The following is an 18,638-nucleotide window of genomic DNA, read 5'->3' as shown; positions in this document are numbered from 1 at the left end:
CTTGGCAGTCTTGTCCGCGAGATGCAGACCGAGCAGACGATGGCAGCCGAATGACCCGCGGCGCGCAGATCCCCGAGACGGTCACGCTCCATGTCCCTTTCCGCATCGTGAAGCGCGGAGGGCGGAAGGAGATGGTATTGCCAGACGGTGCCGTACAGCCGCGACGGACAGACAGCACTCTCGTCAAGGCGCTGGCCCGCGCCTTACGTTGGAAGAAGATGCTGGACTCAGGCGAGTTCGCCACCATCGCCGAACTGGCCGAGCGCGAGGGCATCGCATCCTCTTATTCGACGCGCGTCCTGCGGTTGACGCTGCTTGCGCCCGACATCGTGGAGGCGATCCTCGATGGCAAGCAGGGGCCAGACGTGATGCTGGCGCGCTTGCTCGAGCCCTTCCCAAATGAATGGGCGATTCAAGTGGCGCTCCTCAGACTGACCTGACGAGGAAGCGGCTTGGCCCGTTCGCTGGCCTCACGCTGATCACAGCACGTTTCTTCTCTATCGGTTGTATCCCATTGAGCGCACGATAAGATTTGCAGCATGGAAGACGCTGCGAATCCGAAACCCAAAACAAGAGACGTAGATGCGACGCCATACGCCGCGTCGCTGATCGAGGGACATCGGGACTTTGGCTACAGCCTAGAGACAGCACTCGCAGACATCATCGACAACGCCATCACTGCCGGCGCTCGTACGGTAGAACTGATCGCCGACACCGTCGCGGACGAGCCATGGATCGCGCTGGCAGATGACGGTTCGGGCATGACGGAGACCGAACTAGTCGAAGCCATGCGTCTCGGTTCGAAGAATCCGATTCACGAGCGCGAGGCCGAAGACCTCGGTCGGTTCGGTCTAGGCTTGAAAAGTGCCAGCTTCTCGCAGTGTCGAAGTTTGACGGTTCTGACGCGGCAAGACGATCGGACATCTTGTGCCCGCTGGGACCTGGATCGCGTCGCGAGACGGAACGACTGGAGCCTCGAACTAATCGACGACGCTGAACTCGTGACGGGCCATGACCTTCTTCCGGAGACCGGAACGGTCGTCATCTGGGAGAAACTTGATCGTTTGAGCGGCGGTTATACGCATGACCGTGCAAAGCGGGCCGAACACATGAACTCGGAGTTGTCCCGCGCAGAACATCATCTGCGGTTGGTTTTTCATCGCTTTTTAGAGGGCTCCAAACCGCGTCTCAAACTGTCACTGAACGGTCGACCGATGAAACCCATCGACCCAATGGCAACGACACACGTCGCCACGCAGAAGGACCCGGAAGAAGTGCTTCGCCTTCGTCAGGGTGACGTTCTGATAAGGTGCCACACGCTGCCCCATCACAAGCGGATGAGCCGGGAAGAGTGGGAAGAAATTGGTGGTCCGGAGGGCCATCTGAAGTCTCAGGGGCTCTATGTCTACCGAGAGAAACGTCTAATCATCGCGGGCGGATGGCTGGGTCTTGCACGCCAGACCGAACTCACAAAACTCTGCCGTATCGCAGTCGATATCCCGAACACGATGGATGCGGAGTGGAAGATCGACGTGAAGAAAGCCTCGGCCCAGCTACCGCCGGTGGTGCGCGAGCGTCTGAAAAAGGTCGTCGAGCGTTTTGTCGGAACGTCCAAGCGCACGTATCGGAGCCGGGGTCAGAAACTGGTCGATGAAACCCGTTTCCCGATCTGGAATAGGGTGCAGAAGGATGGACAGATCGTCTTCCGTCCCAACCTTGAGCACCCGGTTTTTCGAACCTATGGTGAGCAGCTGCCAGAAGACCTGCGAGAGGGTTTCGAGCGCTGCTTGCGCATTGTCGGTTCAGGTCTGCCGATTGAGACGCTGCACGCTGAACTCGTCGGGAACGCGGAAGCGGTCACGGCTGATGAGACGTTAGCAAACGACCTCGAAGAGCTGGTCTACTCACTCGCGGTGACCCTAATGGAGAACGGTGTGCCGTCCGAGGCTCTGTCAGACACACTGCAGAGCAACCCTTTCTTGCGAGTGCGATGGGAAGCCGTCGCACCAATTCTGGAAGATTTTTTGAGGACACAGATTTCATGAGTGCAGCCGTTGAGACAGTAAAGAACATGGTCGAGAGTGGCCTTTATAATCAGCCCCGGAAGACCGAAGAAGAGCTTCGCAATATGATCCGAGGCGTCGCTGCATTGGTCCCGCCGGGCCTGAGTGATGACGATATCGAGCAGATTGCGCGGGAGATCGAGTACAAGCAGGGGATCAAGGCTGGACTTGGTGCGGTAGTCGACAGCGAAGATTTCGAACCGTGGCTGGATGACGCAAAGCCGTCGATCGAGCCGTTTTACTGGAACCGCTACAGGAAGCTGCTTCTGCAAAATGGTCTGCCGAAAGACGTGGTGATTTCCACGGATACGGTGACGGACAAGATCCTCAGCCGACTAGGCAACCCCGAAAAGCATGTACCGTGGGATCGGCGTGGCATGGTCGTTGGCCACGTCCAAAGCGGAAAGACCGCCAACTATACGGGCCTGATCTGCAAGGCGGCCGATGCAGGGTACAGGCTTATCATCGTAATTGCGGGAATTCATAATAACCTTCGAAACCAGACCCAGGCCCGGATCGACGAGGGCTTCATCGGTCGTGACACTGGAAAGTCCCAGGAAACCAAGAAGGGAGGGGCAAAACACATCATTGGCGTCGGCCATTTCGACCCGAACAACACACCAGTGAGCCTCACCAACACGCTCCGGGATTTCAACAAGGCCACGGCCTCAACGAACACGAGCGAGATTGACTCCTACAAGGTTCCTGTCGTCCTCGTAATCAAGAAGCAGTCGAATACACTCCGGAACCTGCTGCAGTGGCTCAAGGACAATAGTGCTCGCGGTGACCGTGAGATGATTGATCAACCCATGCTACTCATTGATGACGAGGCTGACAACGCTTCGATCAATACAAAGTACAACAAGGAGGAAGTAACAACCACAAATAGGTTGATCCGCGAACTTCTGAACACTTTCCACCGGAGTTGCTATGTCGGCTACACCGCGACTCCTTTCGCGAATATCTTCATTGATCCCGATCAAGACGATGAAATGCTGGCGGAAGACTTGTTTCCGAAAGACTTTATCATCGGCCTCGATGCCCCATCCAATTATTTTGGAGGCAAAAAAGTCTTTGTCGAAGGTTTGCCCGATGATGAAGATCCCACTTGGTTGAGGTATGTCGAAGACAATGAAGATGTCCTTCCCGTCAAACATCCACAAGATTTTGTCGTGGAGGCACTCCCGGACTCGTTGGTGAAAGCTGTTCGCGCTTTCGTGCTTACTGCTGCTATTCGTTCGCTAAGGGATCAAGAGCACAAGCACTGCTCGATGTTGGTGAACGCAAGTTTTCGGAACCCCATTCAATTACAGTTGCGGAACCGGCTGCATGAAGTTCTTCAAAGGATACAGAATGCTGTCCGAGTGAACGGTTCAACTGGCATCAAGGGACTTGCAGACCCCGAGATTGCAGCGTTGAAAGAGGTATGGGAAAGCGAATTCAAGAACGCCTACCCCTCATGGGATGAGCTTCAGGTCGCGCTGCATGAGGTCATAGCTGCTGCACAGGTTGTGTTGGTGAACTACAAATCGAAGGATGTCCTCGAATATCCCGATGAAGTTCGTGGCAAAGCGGGTAGAAAATACATTGCAGTCGGCGGTTTTTCTCTATCGCGCGGACTAACGCTCGAGGGGCTGACGGTAACCTGGTTTCTACGCAACACGAAAATGTACGATACCCTCATGCAGATGGGGCGTTGGTTCGGGTATCGGACCGGATACGAAGATCTTTGCCGTATCTGGATGCCAGCTGAGGCTATTGGATGGTACGCATACATTGCGAACGCCACGGAGGAATTGCAGTCAGAAATTCACGATATGGCGGCTGTTCCGACAGCCACTCCTAGGGATTTCGGTCTGGCGGTACGAAGTCATCCAGCTTCGCTACTCGTCACAGCACGCAACAAGATGGGGTCGGGAACAAAGGTCACAACGCTGATCGGGCTCTCCAACAAATTTGTCGAGACATCGAGAGTAAGCATTAAAGCAGGCGATCTTTCCGCGAACATTGAGGCGGCCAAGTCTCTGCTCTTAAAGCTCAAGGGCGCGCGCTTTGAGGAAGAGCGATCGTCTTGGGGAGCCTTGTATCGCGGTGTACCGGTACAGTTCATAGACGAGTTTCTTGCCGCGTGGCGAAACGCCGAGCAGAGCGTCACGACTGCCCCGGACCCAGTCAGAAAATACATCGATGCGCGAAGAGCGGACGAGTTGCAAACGTTGGATGTATTAGTGCCCAGCCTAACCAAAGGCGAATCCGACGAAACGTTGGGCATGCCGATCGTGCCCGCGATGCGATATGTAGACCTGCATGATCTGCAACATGATTTCATGTCTTTCAGTGGGAAGCGAATGCGTGTTGCGTCTCGGGGAATCGAGAAGGCTGGTGTAGACCCGGCAAGGGTTGAGGCAGCTGAGGCGCGGTATCGGGAAGAAAACGGGAAGGCGGACGGTGAACGTGTGAACTATCCGGACTCGATCTACCGACGAAAAAGAGATCGCGGCCTTTTCATTCTCCATTTCGTCAAAGCAAAGGCGCCAGATGGAAAGGAAGATGCCAAGGAAGTCAGCCTGATACCTGCTGACCCTGTAGTGGCGTGGGGCATAAGCCTTCCGGTGTCTTCTCGCCCGGCCGAACGTGTCGAGTACGTAGTGAACACAGTGCGCTATCGGGAACTCTTCGGTGAAGAAGACGAAGACGAAGATCAGGAGGCAGCCCTTGAAGCCTCGTGATCCGTGGGAAAGACTCGACCCGGACGAAGCAAAACGGGTCGATGTAGAGGGCCGCTTCGATTTCTTCTGGGTTGTGCTGGACGCCGGCATGCCCGGCCTGATGCTGAAGCTGCCCGGCGTGCCGCAACCACTACCGCGTCTGCCGAAATTGAAGAACCTTGTCGCCTCCTTCCGACCGGTTTCGGGAGGATCGGCATTCGTTCTGGGCCTAAAGGAAAGAAGTCAGGTCGAGATCTTCGAGACCCTTTGCCGGGATGTGGTCGAGGCCGGGGAAGCAGGCGCGGATCGGGACGAAGCGCTCGCGAGAGCGCTTCAACGTACGCGTCGCTGGTATCACCTCCTTCGCGGTGGCAAGAGCAGAGGATTGTCCGCTGAAGAGCAGCGGGGGCTTGTTGGCGAGTTGGCCTTCCTTCGGGAGCTTGTGTCCGCTTTCGGCCCTGACACCGCAATCGAGGCGTGGACCGGACCGACCGGTTCCGCCAAGGATTTTGAGCTCATTGGAAGCTGTGTTGAAGTGAAGGCAAGGCGGGTGGCTGCAAAGCCGTTCGCGGCTATTTCTTCAGAGGACCAACTTGCGGATGTCGAAGGGAGCCGCCTGTGCCTGCGTGTGGTCAACGTGGCGTCGGCCGTCCTGCCGGAAGGTCAGAGCCTGCATGATCACGTCCGAATGACAGCCGAAATGTTCGAAGTAGACGGCACGGCCTTCGAAGCGTGGGAGGAGACGCTGTATTCGACAGGATATGATCCCGAGAACGATTACGACGACCGAAGATGGCTTCTTGGCGCCGCGGCCAATTACGAGGTGAAGGAGGGCTTCCCACGGATTTCCGCGCCTCTTGCACCTGGCGTGGAGAATGTCCGGTATGCTATCGCTCTCGATGCCTGCGAGCCGTTCAAACTGGAAGGTGATCTGATCGACGTGATCCGGAAGGGACTTGAGCATGAGTGATCTTGAAGAATTTCATCATGAACTCATCGCCGACATCCAAGGCGATGCTGATGTTCTCGGACTTGTCACGGTCGAGGCGTTTTTCGAGAAGGTTGGCGAACTGCTCACCGAAGCCGGGGAATTGGATGGCGCCAACCGGGCGTATTTCGAGGGCGGCGGCGCCAGCAATCCCATGCGGATCGACGGTTACGGCGGAGATCCAAGGGATGGCGACGGTGTCCTGAGTCTCGTGTTGTGCGACTTCGAGCTTTCTGACGAGGTACGCGTACAGAACAAGGACCAGATTCAACGCCTTCTACAGCGCCTCTACAGATTCGTTGTTTCAAGTCTGAAGGCTAGTTTCCGCGAGCAATTAGAAGAAACCAGTGCAGGGTTCGGCGTGGCCGACCTCATCGCCACGACTTGGAAGGACGTGGAGAAAGTTAAGCTGATCATCGTGACCAACGCTGACTTTCGGGCCCGTGCTGATGCAGCGAACGTGAAGGATCTTGATGGCAGACCGGTCACTCTCAGCGTCTGGGATCTGAAGCGCCTCAAGCAATACATGGAGCAGGGGCAGGCGCGTGCGAACCTGATCATTGATTTCGACAGGGATTTCGGCGGGGGCGTTCCACTGCTTGCGGCTTCGGGAAGCGAAAGTGCGCTCGAAAGCTACCTAGCGGTCATTCCCGGAAAGCAGCTTGCTGCCATCTACGACAAGTGGGGACCGCGCCTGCTCGAGGCCAACGTCAGAAGCTTCCTTCAGGCACGTGGCAAGGTGAACCAAGGTATTCGCAACACGATCCGCGACGAGCCGCACATGTTCTTTTCCTACAACAACGGCCTCAGTGCGACAGCGGACGCGATCGAGGTGGAGCAGACCGATCTTGGGCTCCGACTGGTGCGGGCGGACAATCTGCAGATCGTGAATGGCGGCCAAACGACCGCTTCACTGCACGCTGCGCGCAAGGCTTTCGCCGAGCAGTTGGAACGTGTCCACGTACAGATGAAGCTGACCATCGTGCCGCGGGAACAATCCGAAAAAGTGGTTCCGCGCATCTCGGAGTATGCGAACAGCCAGAACAAGGTGAACGCGGCGGACTTTTTCGCCAACCATCCTTTCCATATCCGGACGGAGGAGCTGTCGCGCAAGGTCCTCGCGCGGGGAGAGGACGGGTATCGGGACACCAAATGGTTCTACGAGCGCGCGAGGGGGCAATATGCCGACGAACGTGGTCGAAGGACCATTGCGGAGCGCAAGAGGTTCGATGCCGAGTTTCCGCGTTCCCAGTTCCTCACGAAGACCGACCTCGCCAAGTTCGAGAACACTTGGGCCCGCATGCCGCATATCGTGAGCCTAGGCGCGCAGAAAAACTTCGCGGAGTTCGCCAAGCACATCGGCAAGCGGTGGGGCACCGAAGGTGCCGCGTTCGATGAGCTCTGGTTCAGGCGCATGATCGCAAAGGCCATCATATTCCGGACCACCGAAAAACTTGTCTCGGGCGCGGATTGGTACGAAGGCGGTTATCGGGCCAACATCGTCACCTACGCGATTGCCAAGCTCGTTCATGATGCTGATGAACGGGAGATGGTTGTCGACCTCGACGCCGTCTGGAGATACCAGGACGTCTCGCCCGATATTAAGGCGGCCTTGTTGGTGGCAGCGGCCGAAGCACAGGACGTCATCACGCACCCGCCCGAGGGCGTACGCAACTTTAGCGAATGGGCCAAGAAGCAGGCCTGCTGGAAGGGATTGGAAGATCGTGAGTTGATCTATCCGGAGGAATTCGACCGCATTCTGATCTCACCGGACCTGGCGAATGAGCGCGCGAGAGAGGCCCGTGCGGACAAGGCGGTCGAGACCAGCGTCGAGGCTGAGCTCGAAGTGCACAGGCTCGGCGCCGCGTTCTGGGCCGAAGCACGAAACTGGGCTCGGGAACGTGGGCTTCTTTCTCCGCGAGAAAATGGCGTTCTGGAAACCTGCGCCGCGATCCCGAGCAAGATGCCGTCGGACAAGCAGTGCGCTATTGCGATGAGCGCGCTCAAGAAGCTCCAAGATGAAGGATTCTCACACGCGAGCCTCGAATTGACGAGCTGACGTTCAGAGGATTTCGAATACAGGTAGCAGGGTGTCAGCAATCTGCCGTGCGAGAAATGGTGGCACTGCATTGCCAACCTGAACGAATTGCTCGGTGCGATTGCCCATGAAGTGGTAGTTGTCAGGGAAGGTCTGTAGTCGCGCAGCCTCGCGCACCGTCAAACTACGACACTGCGTTGGGTCGGGATGAATGAAGTAGTGCCCGTCCTTCGAGATGTGGCTCGTTACCGTGGAAGCCGGTGCTGTGCCGATCTGGACGCGGAACCTGTCGTTGAACTTTCCCGTTTTCCAGTTCTTGTGTTTCGGCGCGAGGATGTCCGGGAACTGGTGTGCCCGTGGGCTGACCCCCTCGGCCTTCGCGAAACAGGTGGCATAGAGATATCGCGCCAGATCGGACGGCATGTGTCCACGGGTTTCGTGCCTCGAGACACCGATGAGTTTCGGGTCGTCGAGAAACGCGGAAAGCTCCGGCTGCAGTTTCCTGGACAGGGGTTTTCTTGCGTGGCTCGAACGCCCCGTCTGCGAAGTCGTCAGCAGTAGTTCCTCGACCCGATCCAGCTCGTCCAGAAAACCGCTGAAGTTCTCGCCCGGATAGTCCCGGATAATCTTACCGACGGTCTCCATGGCGTCGACCACCGCATCGTACCAAGCGTGCTCGTCATCGCGTCGGCTCAAGCCGCTTCGCAGCCGCGGCAGGCCTGTCAGCATGTCCCTGACCGGAACCAAGGCGTTTCGCCGTTGAAGTTTCGGGGTGAATTTGCCGGCGATATCAGACCTGATACCGACGATGATGACCCGGTGCCGGGCTTGTGGAACTCCGTGGTCTTCGGCCCGGATAACGAAGTCCTTGGGTTCGGGGTTGGCTCCCGACTGAAGGCCTGCCGAAAGGGAAACGAGCCGGTAGCCCGGGCCAGCCCGCTCGAGGTCGGAAACGACCTGTTCGAAGATCGCCAACCCCTCGACGGACGAGGAAAGCATGCCCTTGACGTTCTCCATGACAAACACCGCAGGGCTCAACTCGTTCAGGACGCGGCAATACTCGCGGTAGAGGAAGTGCCGGTCGTCATCCTTCGGTCTGTAATCCCGGATACCCGCGTTTCTCGACCGACCGGCAAGAGAGTAGGCTTGGCAGGGAGGGCCGCCGATTAGGAGAGTTCGATCACCGGCCAATCGCTTGGTCGCAGAAATCCTGTCAGAAAGTATGACTGCAGTCTCCGGCTTTCCGAGTTCTGCGCATAGAGCCTCGTTTTCGGCAGCTTTCCATTGCCGGGGGTACAGGTCTTGCCAATCCGGGCATTCGTGCTTCCCGGCAATCCAAGAATAGTATTCCGCAGGGTACTCATCGAATTGGCGCAAGAATGCGCGAAGTTTCAGTGTCTTGTGCGCAGCAGGATCCTTTTCGATCGAAAAGGCGATTTCATAGGCGCGCGATCCATCGCTCCTCTTGCAAGAGGAGAATCCTTCTCCGAGGCCTCCCGGGCCTGAAAACAGATCAACGATTTGAACGGGTTTCGACACTTCACTGCTCCTGCCTCACCTCTTTCCAAGTTTTCACAGACGTGGCAAGGAGAATAGATGGTGGACATCGTCGATACCGAGACCCGCTCACGCATGATGGCAGGGATCAAGGGAAAGAACACCAAGCCGGAGCTGGCTCTCAGGCAGGCATTGCACGCGCGCGGTTTCCGCTTCCGACTTCATTCGAAGAAGGTCCAAGGGCGACCGGACCTCGTTCTGCCGAAGTATCGCGCCGTCGTCTTTGTGCACGGCTGCTTCTGGCATCGGCATGAGGGATGCGGCTACGCCACAACTCCCGCAACGCGCTCGGAGTTCTGGCAGGCCAAATTCGCGGCGAACGTTGCACGGGACAGCTCCGTTCGCGGAGCGCTGCTTGATGAGGGTTGGCGCGTGGCGACGATTTGGGAGTGTGCCTTGCGTAAGCCCGAACAGGTTTCCGTGGCCACCGACCGTCTTGCAGAATGGCTGGTGGCTGTAGGTGACACGCTCGAACTCGGTGAAATCGAGGCTTCGGCACATGTAAGAGAAGGTGGGGACGTCGGCTCTTCCCGGTGATTGATCCAGCACAGCAAGGCTATGATCCGCCTATTGAATGTTCGATCCGGGTTCCTTCTCACGAACGCCACTGACATAAAAGTGGTCAGCTGGTGCGTCGTAAAAGGATAGATATTTCTGATAGTTGCAAGCTATTCACCAAATCCGCGCAGTCATGAGGTCTGGAGAATGTCGGCCCTAAGAGAGCGCTTGCGAGCCTCCTGGCAGCAGGGGCGGTGCTCAGCCCGACCCACATAACCCTCGAAAACAACGGAAAAATCCGGCCGCGACCGGATCGGGAGAATGCTTTCGCTTGGGCAAGTGGCGGAGCAGACGGGTCTGGGGTCGAACCTTCTCTGGCAACTTAGCCTTTGTTTTTATTCATACTATTTCTTCGTTACAAGGGTATCCGCCTCAAACGTGACTGGGATACAAATCGCTCTGGACGCCCGACCTCATGCTCGACGGCGCGCTCGATATAATGTTTTCGCTCCCTGACCTTCACGAGGGGATCGGACTTAGAGCACAATTTCCGGACGGATGATCTGGCTGCTCGCTACCAGATGTCGAGATTGGGTGAGTTGAGGACATCCAAGGACGCTACGAACTCCCGTTCAAGATGGCGTGCTCTTACATCTCCCTTCCAGCGGCTATGCCAAAAGGTCAAATACGTCATCTCCGATCCGCAGATTGATTTCGTCTTGCGCCTCGCCATCGACCAACGCCCACAGGATCTGGCCGGTTGGCCGGTAGATGACAAAGGCTTCCTGCACCGCATCATCGCCTGAGCGTTCACCGTCGGGCGTGGCGGTATGTGCGAGGTTGACCTGGAACTGGTCGGCCGTGGCTGCGCCCCCGAATACGAGCAGGTCCCCCTCGGCCGCGTCGTAATCCTGCAGCCAGTCGGAACCGTGGCCGAAGACGCCGAGATGGAAGAACCGGTCTCCGCCATCGCCGCCATTGATCCGGTCATACCCGTAGCCGCCGTTGATGAAATCTCGGCCGGCCCCGCCGTATATCAGGTCGGACAGGGCACCACCGGACAGGAAATCGTCGCCTTCCTGTCCCTGGATCTCGTCCGCGCCGAAACCGCCCGAGATGGTATCGTTGCCTTCCTGGCCAAAGACCTGATCGTTGCCGTAGCCTGCGTCGACGCTGTCATTGCCAGCACCGGCAAACACGATGTCGCGGATGTCGTCAGGTGTTTCGCCGCCGACGATGATGTCGTCCCCGTTGCCTCCCAGCAACGTATCCGTGCCCTCGGCCCCGTGGACGGTGTCATTGCCGCCGGCGCCGTCAAGGCGGTCATTCCCCGGGCCGCCCTGCAGCAGGTCATCCGTGTCGCCGCCCATCTCGTCCATGTCGAAGAACCCGGCCCGGATGAGGACCTGTTCAGGGTTCAGGATCTGATCCGTGAAGACGAATTCCTCGATCCCGGTCGTTTCGTGACGCTCTGTATCCAGAAGGATGGTGATCAAATCTCCGGTCTCGTCGCTTTCGAAGGTGTAGGCCGTCACGGGTCCAGTGAACCAGGCGGAGTCGTCGCCATCGCCGCCATTCAACACGTTGGTACCGGGACCTCCCGATAGGAAATCATCGCCAGCGCCGCCCTCGAGCGTGTCATTGCCTTCGCCGCCCTTCAGCCGGTCGACTTCATCCGAGCCTGTGAGGTTGTCGTCCCCGGCCAGACCATCGACCGCCTCGGGGCCGGTCAGGGTTTCGGTGTCATCGCCGTCCGTCAGGGGGCGGAAATCCACCTTGGCATATTCCTGGAAATGGCGATCCTGCGAGAGCGCCTGGATCAGGAAGGTCCCGTCATCCCTGAGAAGGATATCGGCCCCCGGCGAGCCGTTGTCCATCGAGAAAATGACCTCTCCCGGGCCTTCAGGCGCACCGGTCTCATCGAAGAACCGGACATGCAAGTCACCCTCGTTCTGACTGTAATCGACGGATGCAATCGCCACGCCGCCGTCTGGCAGAAGCTCAATGTCTCTCCAGTCACGCATCCGGTCCAGAACCGCCGGTTCACCGATGGGCTGCCCGTCGGCATCGAAGCGGCGCAGCGTCAGTTCCTGCGTCCAGCTGTTACCGACCGGCACCTCGGTTCGCGTGACCAGGGCGAAACTGCCATCGGGATAGGCGATCTTGTCGAGTATCCCGTCGAACTGGCCCAGGTCAAAGACGCTTCCGGCGGGTGTGCCGTCGGCGCCGAGTTTTTGCGCGAAGAAGTCCTCGGTGGCGATGCCGTCCTGGATCTGTTGACGCCCCCAGAACAGGACCAGGTCCTGTCCGGGCTGTTCCACAAAGCCCTCCGGGAAAAGGGTGGTATAGGGGCCGGTCCCGTCGCTCAGGGCTGTCGCCACCGTCCGGACCTGTCCGGCGGTGCCATCGGTCCCGATCAACTGAACCTGAATGCGGTTGGTGGTTTCATCGAATTGCGGAGGATTGCTTTGCGTCTCCTGCCATGTCGCGAGCACCTGCCCATTGTCGCGAAACCCGATTTCGGTCGAGTAGGTGCTTGCCGATTCCGGGAATTGATAGGCCTCGGCAACCGGGGTTCCATCCGGCCCGAAAAGCTGGACCGACGGGATATTTTCCGGCGTGGTCTGGGTGATCAGGGCAAAGCTTCCATCCGGGTTCGAAAATGTCCTGTAGACCTCGAACGACCCGAACGCCTCGAACTGGTGCAGAGTGACCGGTTCGGTCAGCGCCCCGGTATCGGGCGAATACAGCATGGTCTGAAACTGGCTCTCGCCGCGCCCCTCGGTGTTGGTCTGCTGAACCTCGACGACGATCCGCGCACTGCCATCGGTCAGCGCAAACATGTCAGAGGCGCCCAGATAATACTGCCCCAGCGCATCGAAGGGCCGCGCGACCGCGCCCGTGGATTCGCCAGTGGGGAGCAGGGTTTCGAAAAAGGTGTTCTCACCCTCACTGCTGGAGCCGGAGAAGAACCGGACAAAGCCACCGTCACCCAGCGGCAGCAGACGCGATCCGAACGAGAAATAGTCACCCTCCGGGGTGGAGATCGTGATCTGCGGGCCGCGCTGCGAAAAATTCAAAGTATCGGGCATGTGTGAAATCCTTTCTGCAAGCGGATCACGCGTGATGCCGATCTCCCGCTGACGAGAGCTTGCGGGAAGATACATCATCGATCAATGTTTATCGGTGGTCATGAAGGCCGCCTCCTTTGGAGTTCCCATCCGACCTGCCCACTGTTGCCGTTTCCCGTTCGCCTACCGGGAAAGGTTTCGATAACCTGTCCCGCGATCATGGAATGGATTAGCAATGCCTTTCGCTATAGAACTGAACATGACTTACGAAATTGGACCATCCCGGATGGTTATGCTGGCGATTGAGGCGGCCCGAAGCCCGGGACAGACCGTGCTTGAGGAACATCTTTCCATCGACGATGCGTCTGTCGAACGCATCCCCGGGGAAAGCGGCGTTGGGACCCGGCTTTGGGCGCATCTGTCCTCCCATGAGCTTCGGCTTAGATACCGGGCCGAGGTGGAGGTGACCGAAACCGGTGCCGCCCTCGAGCGGCTGAGTGCCCAACCGGTACACACGCTGCCCGCGGAGGCGTTCACCTATCTGCGCCCGTCGCGGTTCTGCCAGTCGGACGAGTTCGTGGGTTTTGCCGCCAATCGCTTCGGCACGCTGGAGGGCGGGGCGAAGATCGCGGCCATTCGCGACTGGGTCGCCCATGAGGTGCGGTATTTGCCGGCGACGTCGGACACACAGACAACCGTACTGGACACGTTTGCGCGGCGCGAAGGTGTATGCCGGGATTTCGCACACCTCGTCTGTGCCTTGTCGCGGGCTTCGGGCATACCGGCGCGCTATGCCTCGGTTTACGGGTTGGGTGTCAATCCGCAGGATTTCCACGCGGTGGCCGAGGTGTGGCTCGACGGGGACTGGCATCTGGTGGATGCGACGAAGATGTGCAGCACCGCCGAGATGGTTATGATCGGCGTCGGCCGAGATGCGTTTGACGCCCCGTTCATGGAGACGGAAGACGAAGCAAATCTGCTCGCACAGACTGTGGTAGTCAGCCGAACAACGAGAAACAGTGCCCGCGGTTAGTTCGGGGGTCAGCAACGCAGCATCGCGGGGCGCGGTTGAACTTCCGAATGGAGCCGGTTGTCCCCTGGCGGCACAGGCTACAACTTCGAAATCCCTTGCAAGACCTTAAGCCGATACAGCAGCGAAGCCCGGTTATCGTTGCAGGCTGTTCGCCCAATCCGAATAAATCGTAATCAAACGCACCTACGACGCCGGTCGTGTTGAAGGCGAAGTAGTCGATGGTTTCGGGGAGGTGATCGGTTTCGGCGTCCTGGCTTGTGTCTTCTTCCACGGACACGTCGAAGCTGCCCGCTGCGTTACCGTTGACGATGCCGTGGCAGGCGTCAAAAGAGCCGCGCCCAGAACCGAGCCGAGGGGCTCTTTCCGCCCGTCCTGCATTTTTGGATGAGAGGCGGCGTCCTGGTCCGCGCGTTTCGCCCCTGCATCTTTGCCAAAGACAAGTCCCATAGCCGCATTCCCCTGCAAGTCTTGTGTTTTTCTACTTCGCCGCGGAAGAGGGGCGATGCCGCGTTCCAAGCGCCATGGGTGATATGCGGAAGTTTACCCGTCACCTGTCATTTGTTTCACAAGAGGCACGGGCGCTGAAACGTTGCTATATCTTCGGAAAACGTCTGCGGTGGCTCGAACCTAACCGGCATCTTCGTTCTGGACGACGGCATGGGGCTGCTGGTTTTATGGCCAGAGCACGCCCTGGGCAGCGACCCATCGGCTATCAGCTTCATCTCGGATGAGAGCTTCTACGAGCTTGGGTGTTGCTGAAGCACGGGATCGGATCATTCCCAGTCGATGCTGTTCCGATAGGTTAGGCCGCAGCTATGGATTCACTGCGTAAAATGCTCAAAAATTCGGCAGCCCAGTCAAAATCCCGAGCTACGAAGGCCGTCGATCAGACTTCGTGCGACCTCATCGTCTCTGACCGGCAAATAGCATGTCAGTCTCTCCGCAGTCATTGCTGGAAGAAGTTCTCGAAGCTGCGCGACCTCGAATTTTGCCGCGCTGATATTGCCGGTTCGAAACAAGGACGCGGTTTTCAGAACATGCGCCATGATGCTGTTCGGGCGACGCAGGGCCGAGGACTCTGCCGTAGCAAGCGATGTCTCGTAGTCACCCATCTTGTAGTAAGCTAAACTGCCACCATTCAAATACTGGAACACGAATGGATTGTCCGGCGCAAGCTGAAGCGACTTATCAAGGGCGGCAATTGCAGTCTCGGTATCAATGTAGTGCCCGGACGCCCAAGCCAGAACGCCGTAAGGCACACCGGAGTTCGGGTTCAGTTCGATTGCCCGGTTCAATGCGGCGCGAGACCGTGAGATGTCGCCAGCATAGACCAGTGACCAACCGAGAACCGTGTAGTTCCAAGAATCCTTCGGTCCGACGGAAACAGCCGTCTCAGCCGCTTCAAGCGCCCGCCGAGTGCTCGCATCGACGTCCTTCGTCCAGCAAAAGGTCAGGTCCCACATGTGACCCATCGACAGGGCCTGATACCTGCGATCGGCGTTCGGGTTTTCGCGAATTGCTTCCTCTAGCAACCCGATGGCAGTGGCGTTGTCTTCCTGTGTGAATCTGAACAAATGCCACCCGGCACGTTTCAAAGGACTTCTGGAGTCGACGTCGGCCCTTGAAAGACGGCCGGACCTGTTGATCGCCTCGACGAGAACCGGCTCGACAGCAGCCGTGATCGCCGTAGCGACTTCATCCTGCATGTGAAACGGGTCATCCATAGACCGTTCAAACCGGTCAGCCCAAAGGTGACGGTCCGAACTCGCCTCAATTAGCTGGGCGTTGACTCGCACCATGTTGCCCGCACGGCGGAGGCTGCCTTCGATCATGTAATCGGCGCCGGTTTCTCGCGCGACTTCGGCAAAGTGGGCCCGCTTGGTTTTGTACTGAAAGGAGGACGTTCTGGAGTTCACGGTCAACAATCGGAAACGCTGAAGATTCGTGAGCAGATCGTCTACCAGACCGTCACCGAGAAACTCCAGCTCTTGATCGCTGGAGAAGGTTGCGAAGGGAAGCACAAATATAGAAGGTTTCTTCTGGTGGGTTTCACGGAGCGAGGACTTGGTGCCTAGTTGCCCTTCTGATGCCGACGTATTTCCCGGTGACCAGAACCAAGCCTTGATGCCACCATCAATATTTTTGACTTCAACGACGTCCCCTCCCGACCAGTCTGCCGAAAGGTCATTGGACAGCAGACGAAAAACGTCATCCGAGATAGCCAGCCCGCCAGGGGGAGCAATTCCCTCCAGTCGAGCAGCAACGTTCACGCCGTTGCCATAGATATCATCGCCTTCGACAACGACGTCACCCGTATTGATTCCAATTCGATAGACGATCCGCCCCTCTGGCGGGACGTTCTCGTTGCGAACCCGCATCGACGCCTGTACGTCAAGCGAGTATTCCACCGCGTCTGTTACGCTTTCGAACTCGAGCAACATGCCGTCGCCCATAAGCTTGATGAGCCTCCCGCGGTGCTCTTCAACCTTCGGATCAATCAGTTCACGACGGTTTGCTTTGAGTTGACCTAGAGTTCCAGCCTCGTCCTTTGCCATGAGCCGGCTGTAACCCACCACATCCGCCGCCAAAATTGTCGTAAGCCTTCTCTTCAGGGGATTATTTGACATCATATTTCTCGGCGAAGGAGCTCTTCAATTTCAGATCAGGCGTTCACATACAGCGATCAGCGTTTGCAGACCCGTGCAACTTGAAACGGTATTGCAAGATCGATGCCCGGTCTACTGTAAGCGTTTTGATGATCCACTACGCGGCGACCGTAGGGGCGTTGCCGCCCTGCCGTCTCTTCCCGTCGACCCCCGGTCCGAATTGTGGCCACGTAAGAAACTGGCGACCACCGGCGGTCCCGATCAGGCCTCGTAGAGATCTGACCCACCCCCTCCCCAGCGAACACATTACAATTCTGTCTGAGAGGTTCCAGTGGCTGAGGGAATGATACCAGATCCATCAATCGCTTGTAAGGTCGACATCATCCGACATTTCACGACACCAGCGTATAGGGGCAACCTCTTCCGCTGATTTTTGGCGGTCTCCAGAGGTGACGTTCATTGTGACAAACGCCATAGTCAGCACTGCGGAAAATCCAGACTTAGCCGATACATGACTCGTCTAACGCCTTTGCAGGGTCGATGCCTGGCGGTTAGGGCAGTTATTCAAATTCGCATCTAATAAATCGTTCGGATCAACCGTAGCCTTCCAACGAGAACACACGAACTGGTTGTTCGAACCCTTTGAAGTGGTGTTTTCCAAGGTCTTCTGACACCCCATCTATCAGCCCTATAACCTCCTCCGAGCACACCATTCGTTTGCCGAGTGATGCGCCGATGTCCATCAGGCGTGAGGTCAGGTTGACAGTTGGTCCAACAACGGTGAAGTCCATACGATTTACGCTGCCGATATTCCCGTAGTGAACATCTCCGACATTGAGGGCGGCGCGAAATTTGAGCGCTGATGGGCTTTCGAGCTGGTTCGCCATCGTCCTGCGCGTTTCGTCTAGGGTCGCAAGAGCACCATCGACAGCAGCGACTTGAGCAGCTCGATCGTCTGGGGTCGGGAAGATGGCCATTGCTCCGTCACCGATAAATTTGAGGATTTCGCCGCCATTCCTGCTCACCGCTTCATCGAGAACCGAGAAGAAACGATTTAAGAAGCCAATAGTATCTTCCGGAGTCGCTTGGTTGGAGAACTGGGTGAAACTTTCAAGGTCGATGAATAGTACAACTGACGGAATATTCTCTGAATCCCCGCGTCGGATGTTCCCGGTCAGAACACGCGCTCCGGCATCGCGTCCTACATAGGTGGACAAGACCGCAATCGTGCTTTCGTGCAGCACAAACCCTTCCGTGACGCGCGCAATCTGCGCCTGAAGACTGCGGAGTGCCTCGATCTGGTCCGAGGTGAAGCCACCTTCGGCCTTGGTCATGGCAACCGCAACGTTGAGATCGGGTGTGTACCTCGAGTGTAGAGGCAAGCAAAGGCTTTGGGCATACCCTCTCTCCCGCAGCGCTTTCATATCGGGCCTGCCGTCGAATTCGGGGTTGTCCCCAAATGTGTAAAGCAACATTCGCCCGGTCTTGCTGCATACTTGGCCCGGGGTTCCAATCCACCGATTGCTTTCTTTGAGTTGCCGGGGAGTGAGCCTGCTCATTTTCGGCCCACCGGTTTCGGTCCAGTAATCGAACCGTCCAGGAAGCTCAGGATGCATCAAAGTTTTGTAGACGCCAAAGAAGTCGACCGGGAGATCGGTGGTTCTCAGTCGGCGGCCAATTTCGGCATTGATCTCGCCAAAACCATCTGCACCGGGAGCACCTGCCACCAGCCAAGAATTGAGAGCCGAGAGCCGAGGATTTCGATGCATGGGCGGTCTCCTGAAGAAACCCTAGCCGACCGACAGTGTAAAAGACATCTTCTTCCGATTGAACAACAGCACTATGCCCGCTCAGGGCTCGAACCGGTCCTTCGCTGCCATTTTGAGCAACGTCCTGTCACACTTTAGCGTTAATCTGGATATCATTGCCACCTTTCGACCGCAGCCGCACTAGCAAGTTCCGCACCGTCGAGACATGCCACCGGCCTCCCCGTCGGGTTCTGATGCCGCGTGCATTCAGGACATCTGCGATCGCGCGGAGGGTCGTATGCCCCTCGGCCCGGATCGACACGATGAC

At 57.5% G+C, this 18,638-nt stretch carries 12 protein-coding genes; 7 read left to right on the top strand and 5 right to left on the bottom strand.

The window, feature by feature from the left end:
• The 5 genes from ACFORG_RS13535 to ACFORG_RS13515 form a co-directional block, all read left to right on the top strand.
• On the top strand, positions 1-440 hold a 440-nt coding region (locus ACFORG_RS13535), incomplete at its 5' end, for a hypothetical protein (protein ID WP_449284306.1).
• A gap of 99 nt (positions 441-539) precedes the next feature.
• Positions 540-2,045, top strand: coding sequence for an ATP-binding protein (locus ACFORG_RS13530; protein WP_386736068.1), 1,506 nt, complete (start codon positions 540-542; stop codon positions 2,043-2,045).
• The gene (locus ACFORG_RS13525; protein ID WP_386736067.1) at positions 2,042-4,792 is read left to right on the top strand and encodes a Z1 domain-containing protein; all 2,751 of its coding nucleotides are present in this window, start codon (positions 2,042-2,044) and stop codon (positions 4,790-4,792) included. Before ACFORG_RS13530 ends, ACFORG_RS13525 begins: the two co-directional genes overlap by 4 nt.
• Positions 4,779-5,741 carry a PD-(D/E)XK motif protein gene (locus tag ACFORG_RS13520; RefSeq protein WP_386736066.1) on the top strand — a complete coding sequence of 321 codons (963 nt, stop codon included), beginning with the start codon at positions 4,779-4,781 and terminating at the stop codon, positions 5,739-5,741. The genes ACFORG_RS13525 and ACFORG_RS13520 overlap by 14 nt, the downstream gene beginning before the upstream one ends.
• Positions 5,734-7,818, top strand: a complete 2,085-nt coding sequence (locus tag ACFORG_RS13515; protein WP_386736065.1) for an AIPR family protein — start codon at positions 5,734-5,736, stop codon at positions 7,816-7,818. The genes ACFORG_RS13520 and ACFORG_RS13515 overlap by 8 nt, the downstream gene beginning before the upstream one ends.
• A 3-nt stretch (positions 7,819-7,821) precedes the next feature.
• Here the strand turns inward: ACFORG_RS13515 and ACFORG_RS13510 are convergent, their stop codons facing one another.
• Positions 7,822-9,336, bottom strand: coding sequence for a DNA cytosine methyltransferase (locus ACFORG_RS13510; RefSeq protein WP_386736064.1), 1,515 nt, complete (start codon positions 9,334-9,336; stop codon positions 7,822-7,824).
• 57 nt (positions 9,337-9,393) lie between these two features.
• Here ACFORG_RS13510 and ACFORG_RS13505 point away from each other — a divergent pair, with 57 nt between their 5' ends.
• Positions 9,394-9,891, top strand: a complete 498-nt coding sequence (locus ACFORG_RS13505; RefSeq protein ID WP_386736063.1) for a very short patch repair endonuclease — start codon at positions 9,394-9,396, stop codon at positions 9,889-9,891.
• Positions 9,892-10,520: 629 nt separating this feature from the next.
• Here ACFORG_RS13505 and ACFORG_RS13500 read toward each other — a convergent pair.
• A complete protein-coding gene (locus ACFORG_RS13500) occupies positions 10,521-12,944 on the bottom strand; it encodes a calcium-binding protein (RefSeq protein ID WP_386736062.1) in 2,424 nt (807 codons plus the stop codon).
• 214 nt (positions 12,945-13,158) lie between these two features.
• On the opposite strand from ACFORG_RS13500, the gene ACFORG_RS13495 reads away from it, so the two are divergent.
• Positions 13,159-13,956 (top strand): transglutaminase-like domain-containing protein, encoded by a 798-nt coding sequence (locus ACFORG_RS13495; protein ID WP_386736061.1) that lies wholly within the window; start codon positions 13,159-13,161, stop codon positions 13,954-13,956.
• A gap of 857 nt (positions 13,957-14,813) precedes the next feature.
• On the opposite strand, the gene ACFORG_RS13490 is transcribed toward ACFORG_RS13495, so the two are convergent.
• The 3 genes from ACFORG_RS13490 to ACFORG_RS13480 all read right to left on the bottom strand — a co-directional run.
• Positions 14,814-16,583 (bottom strand): adenylate/guanylate cyclase domain-containing protein, encoded by a 1,770-nt coding sequence (locus ACFORG_RS13490; RefSeq protein WP_386736060.1) that lies wholly within the window; start codon positions 16,581-16,583, stop codon positions 14,814-14,816.
• A gap of 572 nt (positions 16,584-17,155) precedes the next feature.
• A complete protein-coding gene (locus tag ACFORG_RS13485) occupies positions 17,156-18,331 on the bottom strand; it encodes an adenylate/guanylate cyclase domain-containing protein (RefSeq protein WP_386736059.1) in 1,176 nt (391 codons plus the stop codon).
• A gap of 127 nt (positions 18,332-18,458) precedes the next feature.
• Positions 18,459-18,638, bottom strand: a 180-nt coding sequence (locus tag ACFORG_RS13480) for a recombinase family protein (RefSeq protein WP_386736058.1), incomplete at its 5' end; no start/stop codon positions are given.

It is taken from the genome of Lutimaribacter marinistellae (assembly GCF_042648365.1).
Lineage (GTDB): Bacteria > Pseudomonadota > Alphaproteobacteria > Rhodobacterales > Rhodobacteraceae > Lutimaribacter_A > Lutimaribacter_A marinistellae.
This window is presented reverse-complemented; position numbering and strand designations above follow the sequence as displayed.

Excerpts from the sequence above, each read along its gene's own strand:
- ACFORG_RS13505 (WP_386736063.1), top strand. The coding sequence starts at position 9,394 with ATGGTGGACATCGTCGATACCGAGACCCGCTCACGCATGATGGCAGGG.
- ACFORG_RS13490 (WP_386736060.1), bottom strand. The coding sequence starts at position 16,583 with ATGTCAAATAATCCCCTGAAGAGAAGGCTTACGACAATTTTGGCGGCG.
- ACFORG_RS13530 (WP_386736068.1), top strand. The coding sequence starts at position 540 with ATGGAAGACGCTGCGAATCCGAAACCCAAAACAAGAGACGTAGATGCG.
- ACFORG_RS13495 (WP_386736061.1), top strand. The coding sequence starts at position 13,159 with ATGCCTTTCGCTATAGAACTGAACATGACTTACGAAATTGGACCATCC.
- ACFORG_RS13515 (WP_386736065.1), top strand. The coding sequence starts at position 5,734 with ATGAGTGATCTTGAAGAATTTCATCATGAACTCATCGCCGACATCCAA.
- ACFORG_RS13485 (WP_386736059.1), bottom strand. The coding sequence starts at position 18,331 with ATGCATCGAAATCCTCGGCTCTCGGCTCTCAATTCTTGGCTGGTGGCA.
- ACFORG_RS13525 (WP_386736067.1), top strand. The coding sequence starts at position 2,042 with ATGAGTGCAGCCGTTGAGACAGTAAAGAACATGGTCGAGAGTGGCCTT.
- ACFORG_RS13500 (WP_386736062.1), bottom strand. The coding sequence starts at position 12,944 with ATGCCCGATACTTTGAATTTTTCGCAGCGCGGCCCGCAGATCACGATC.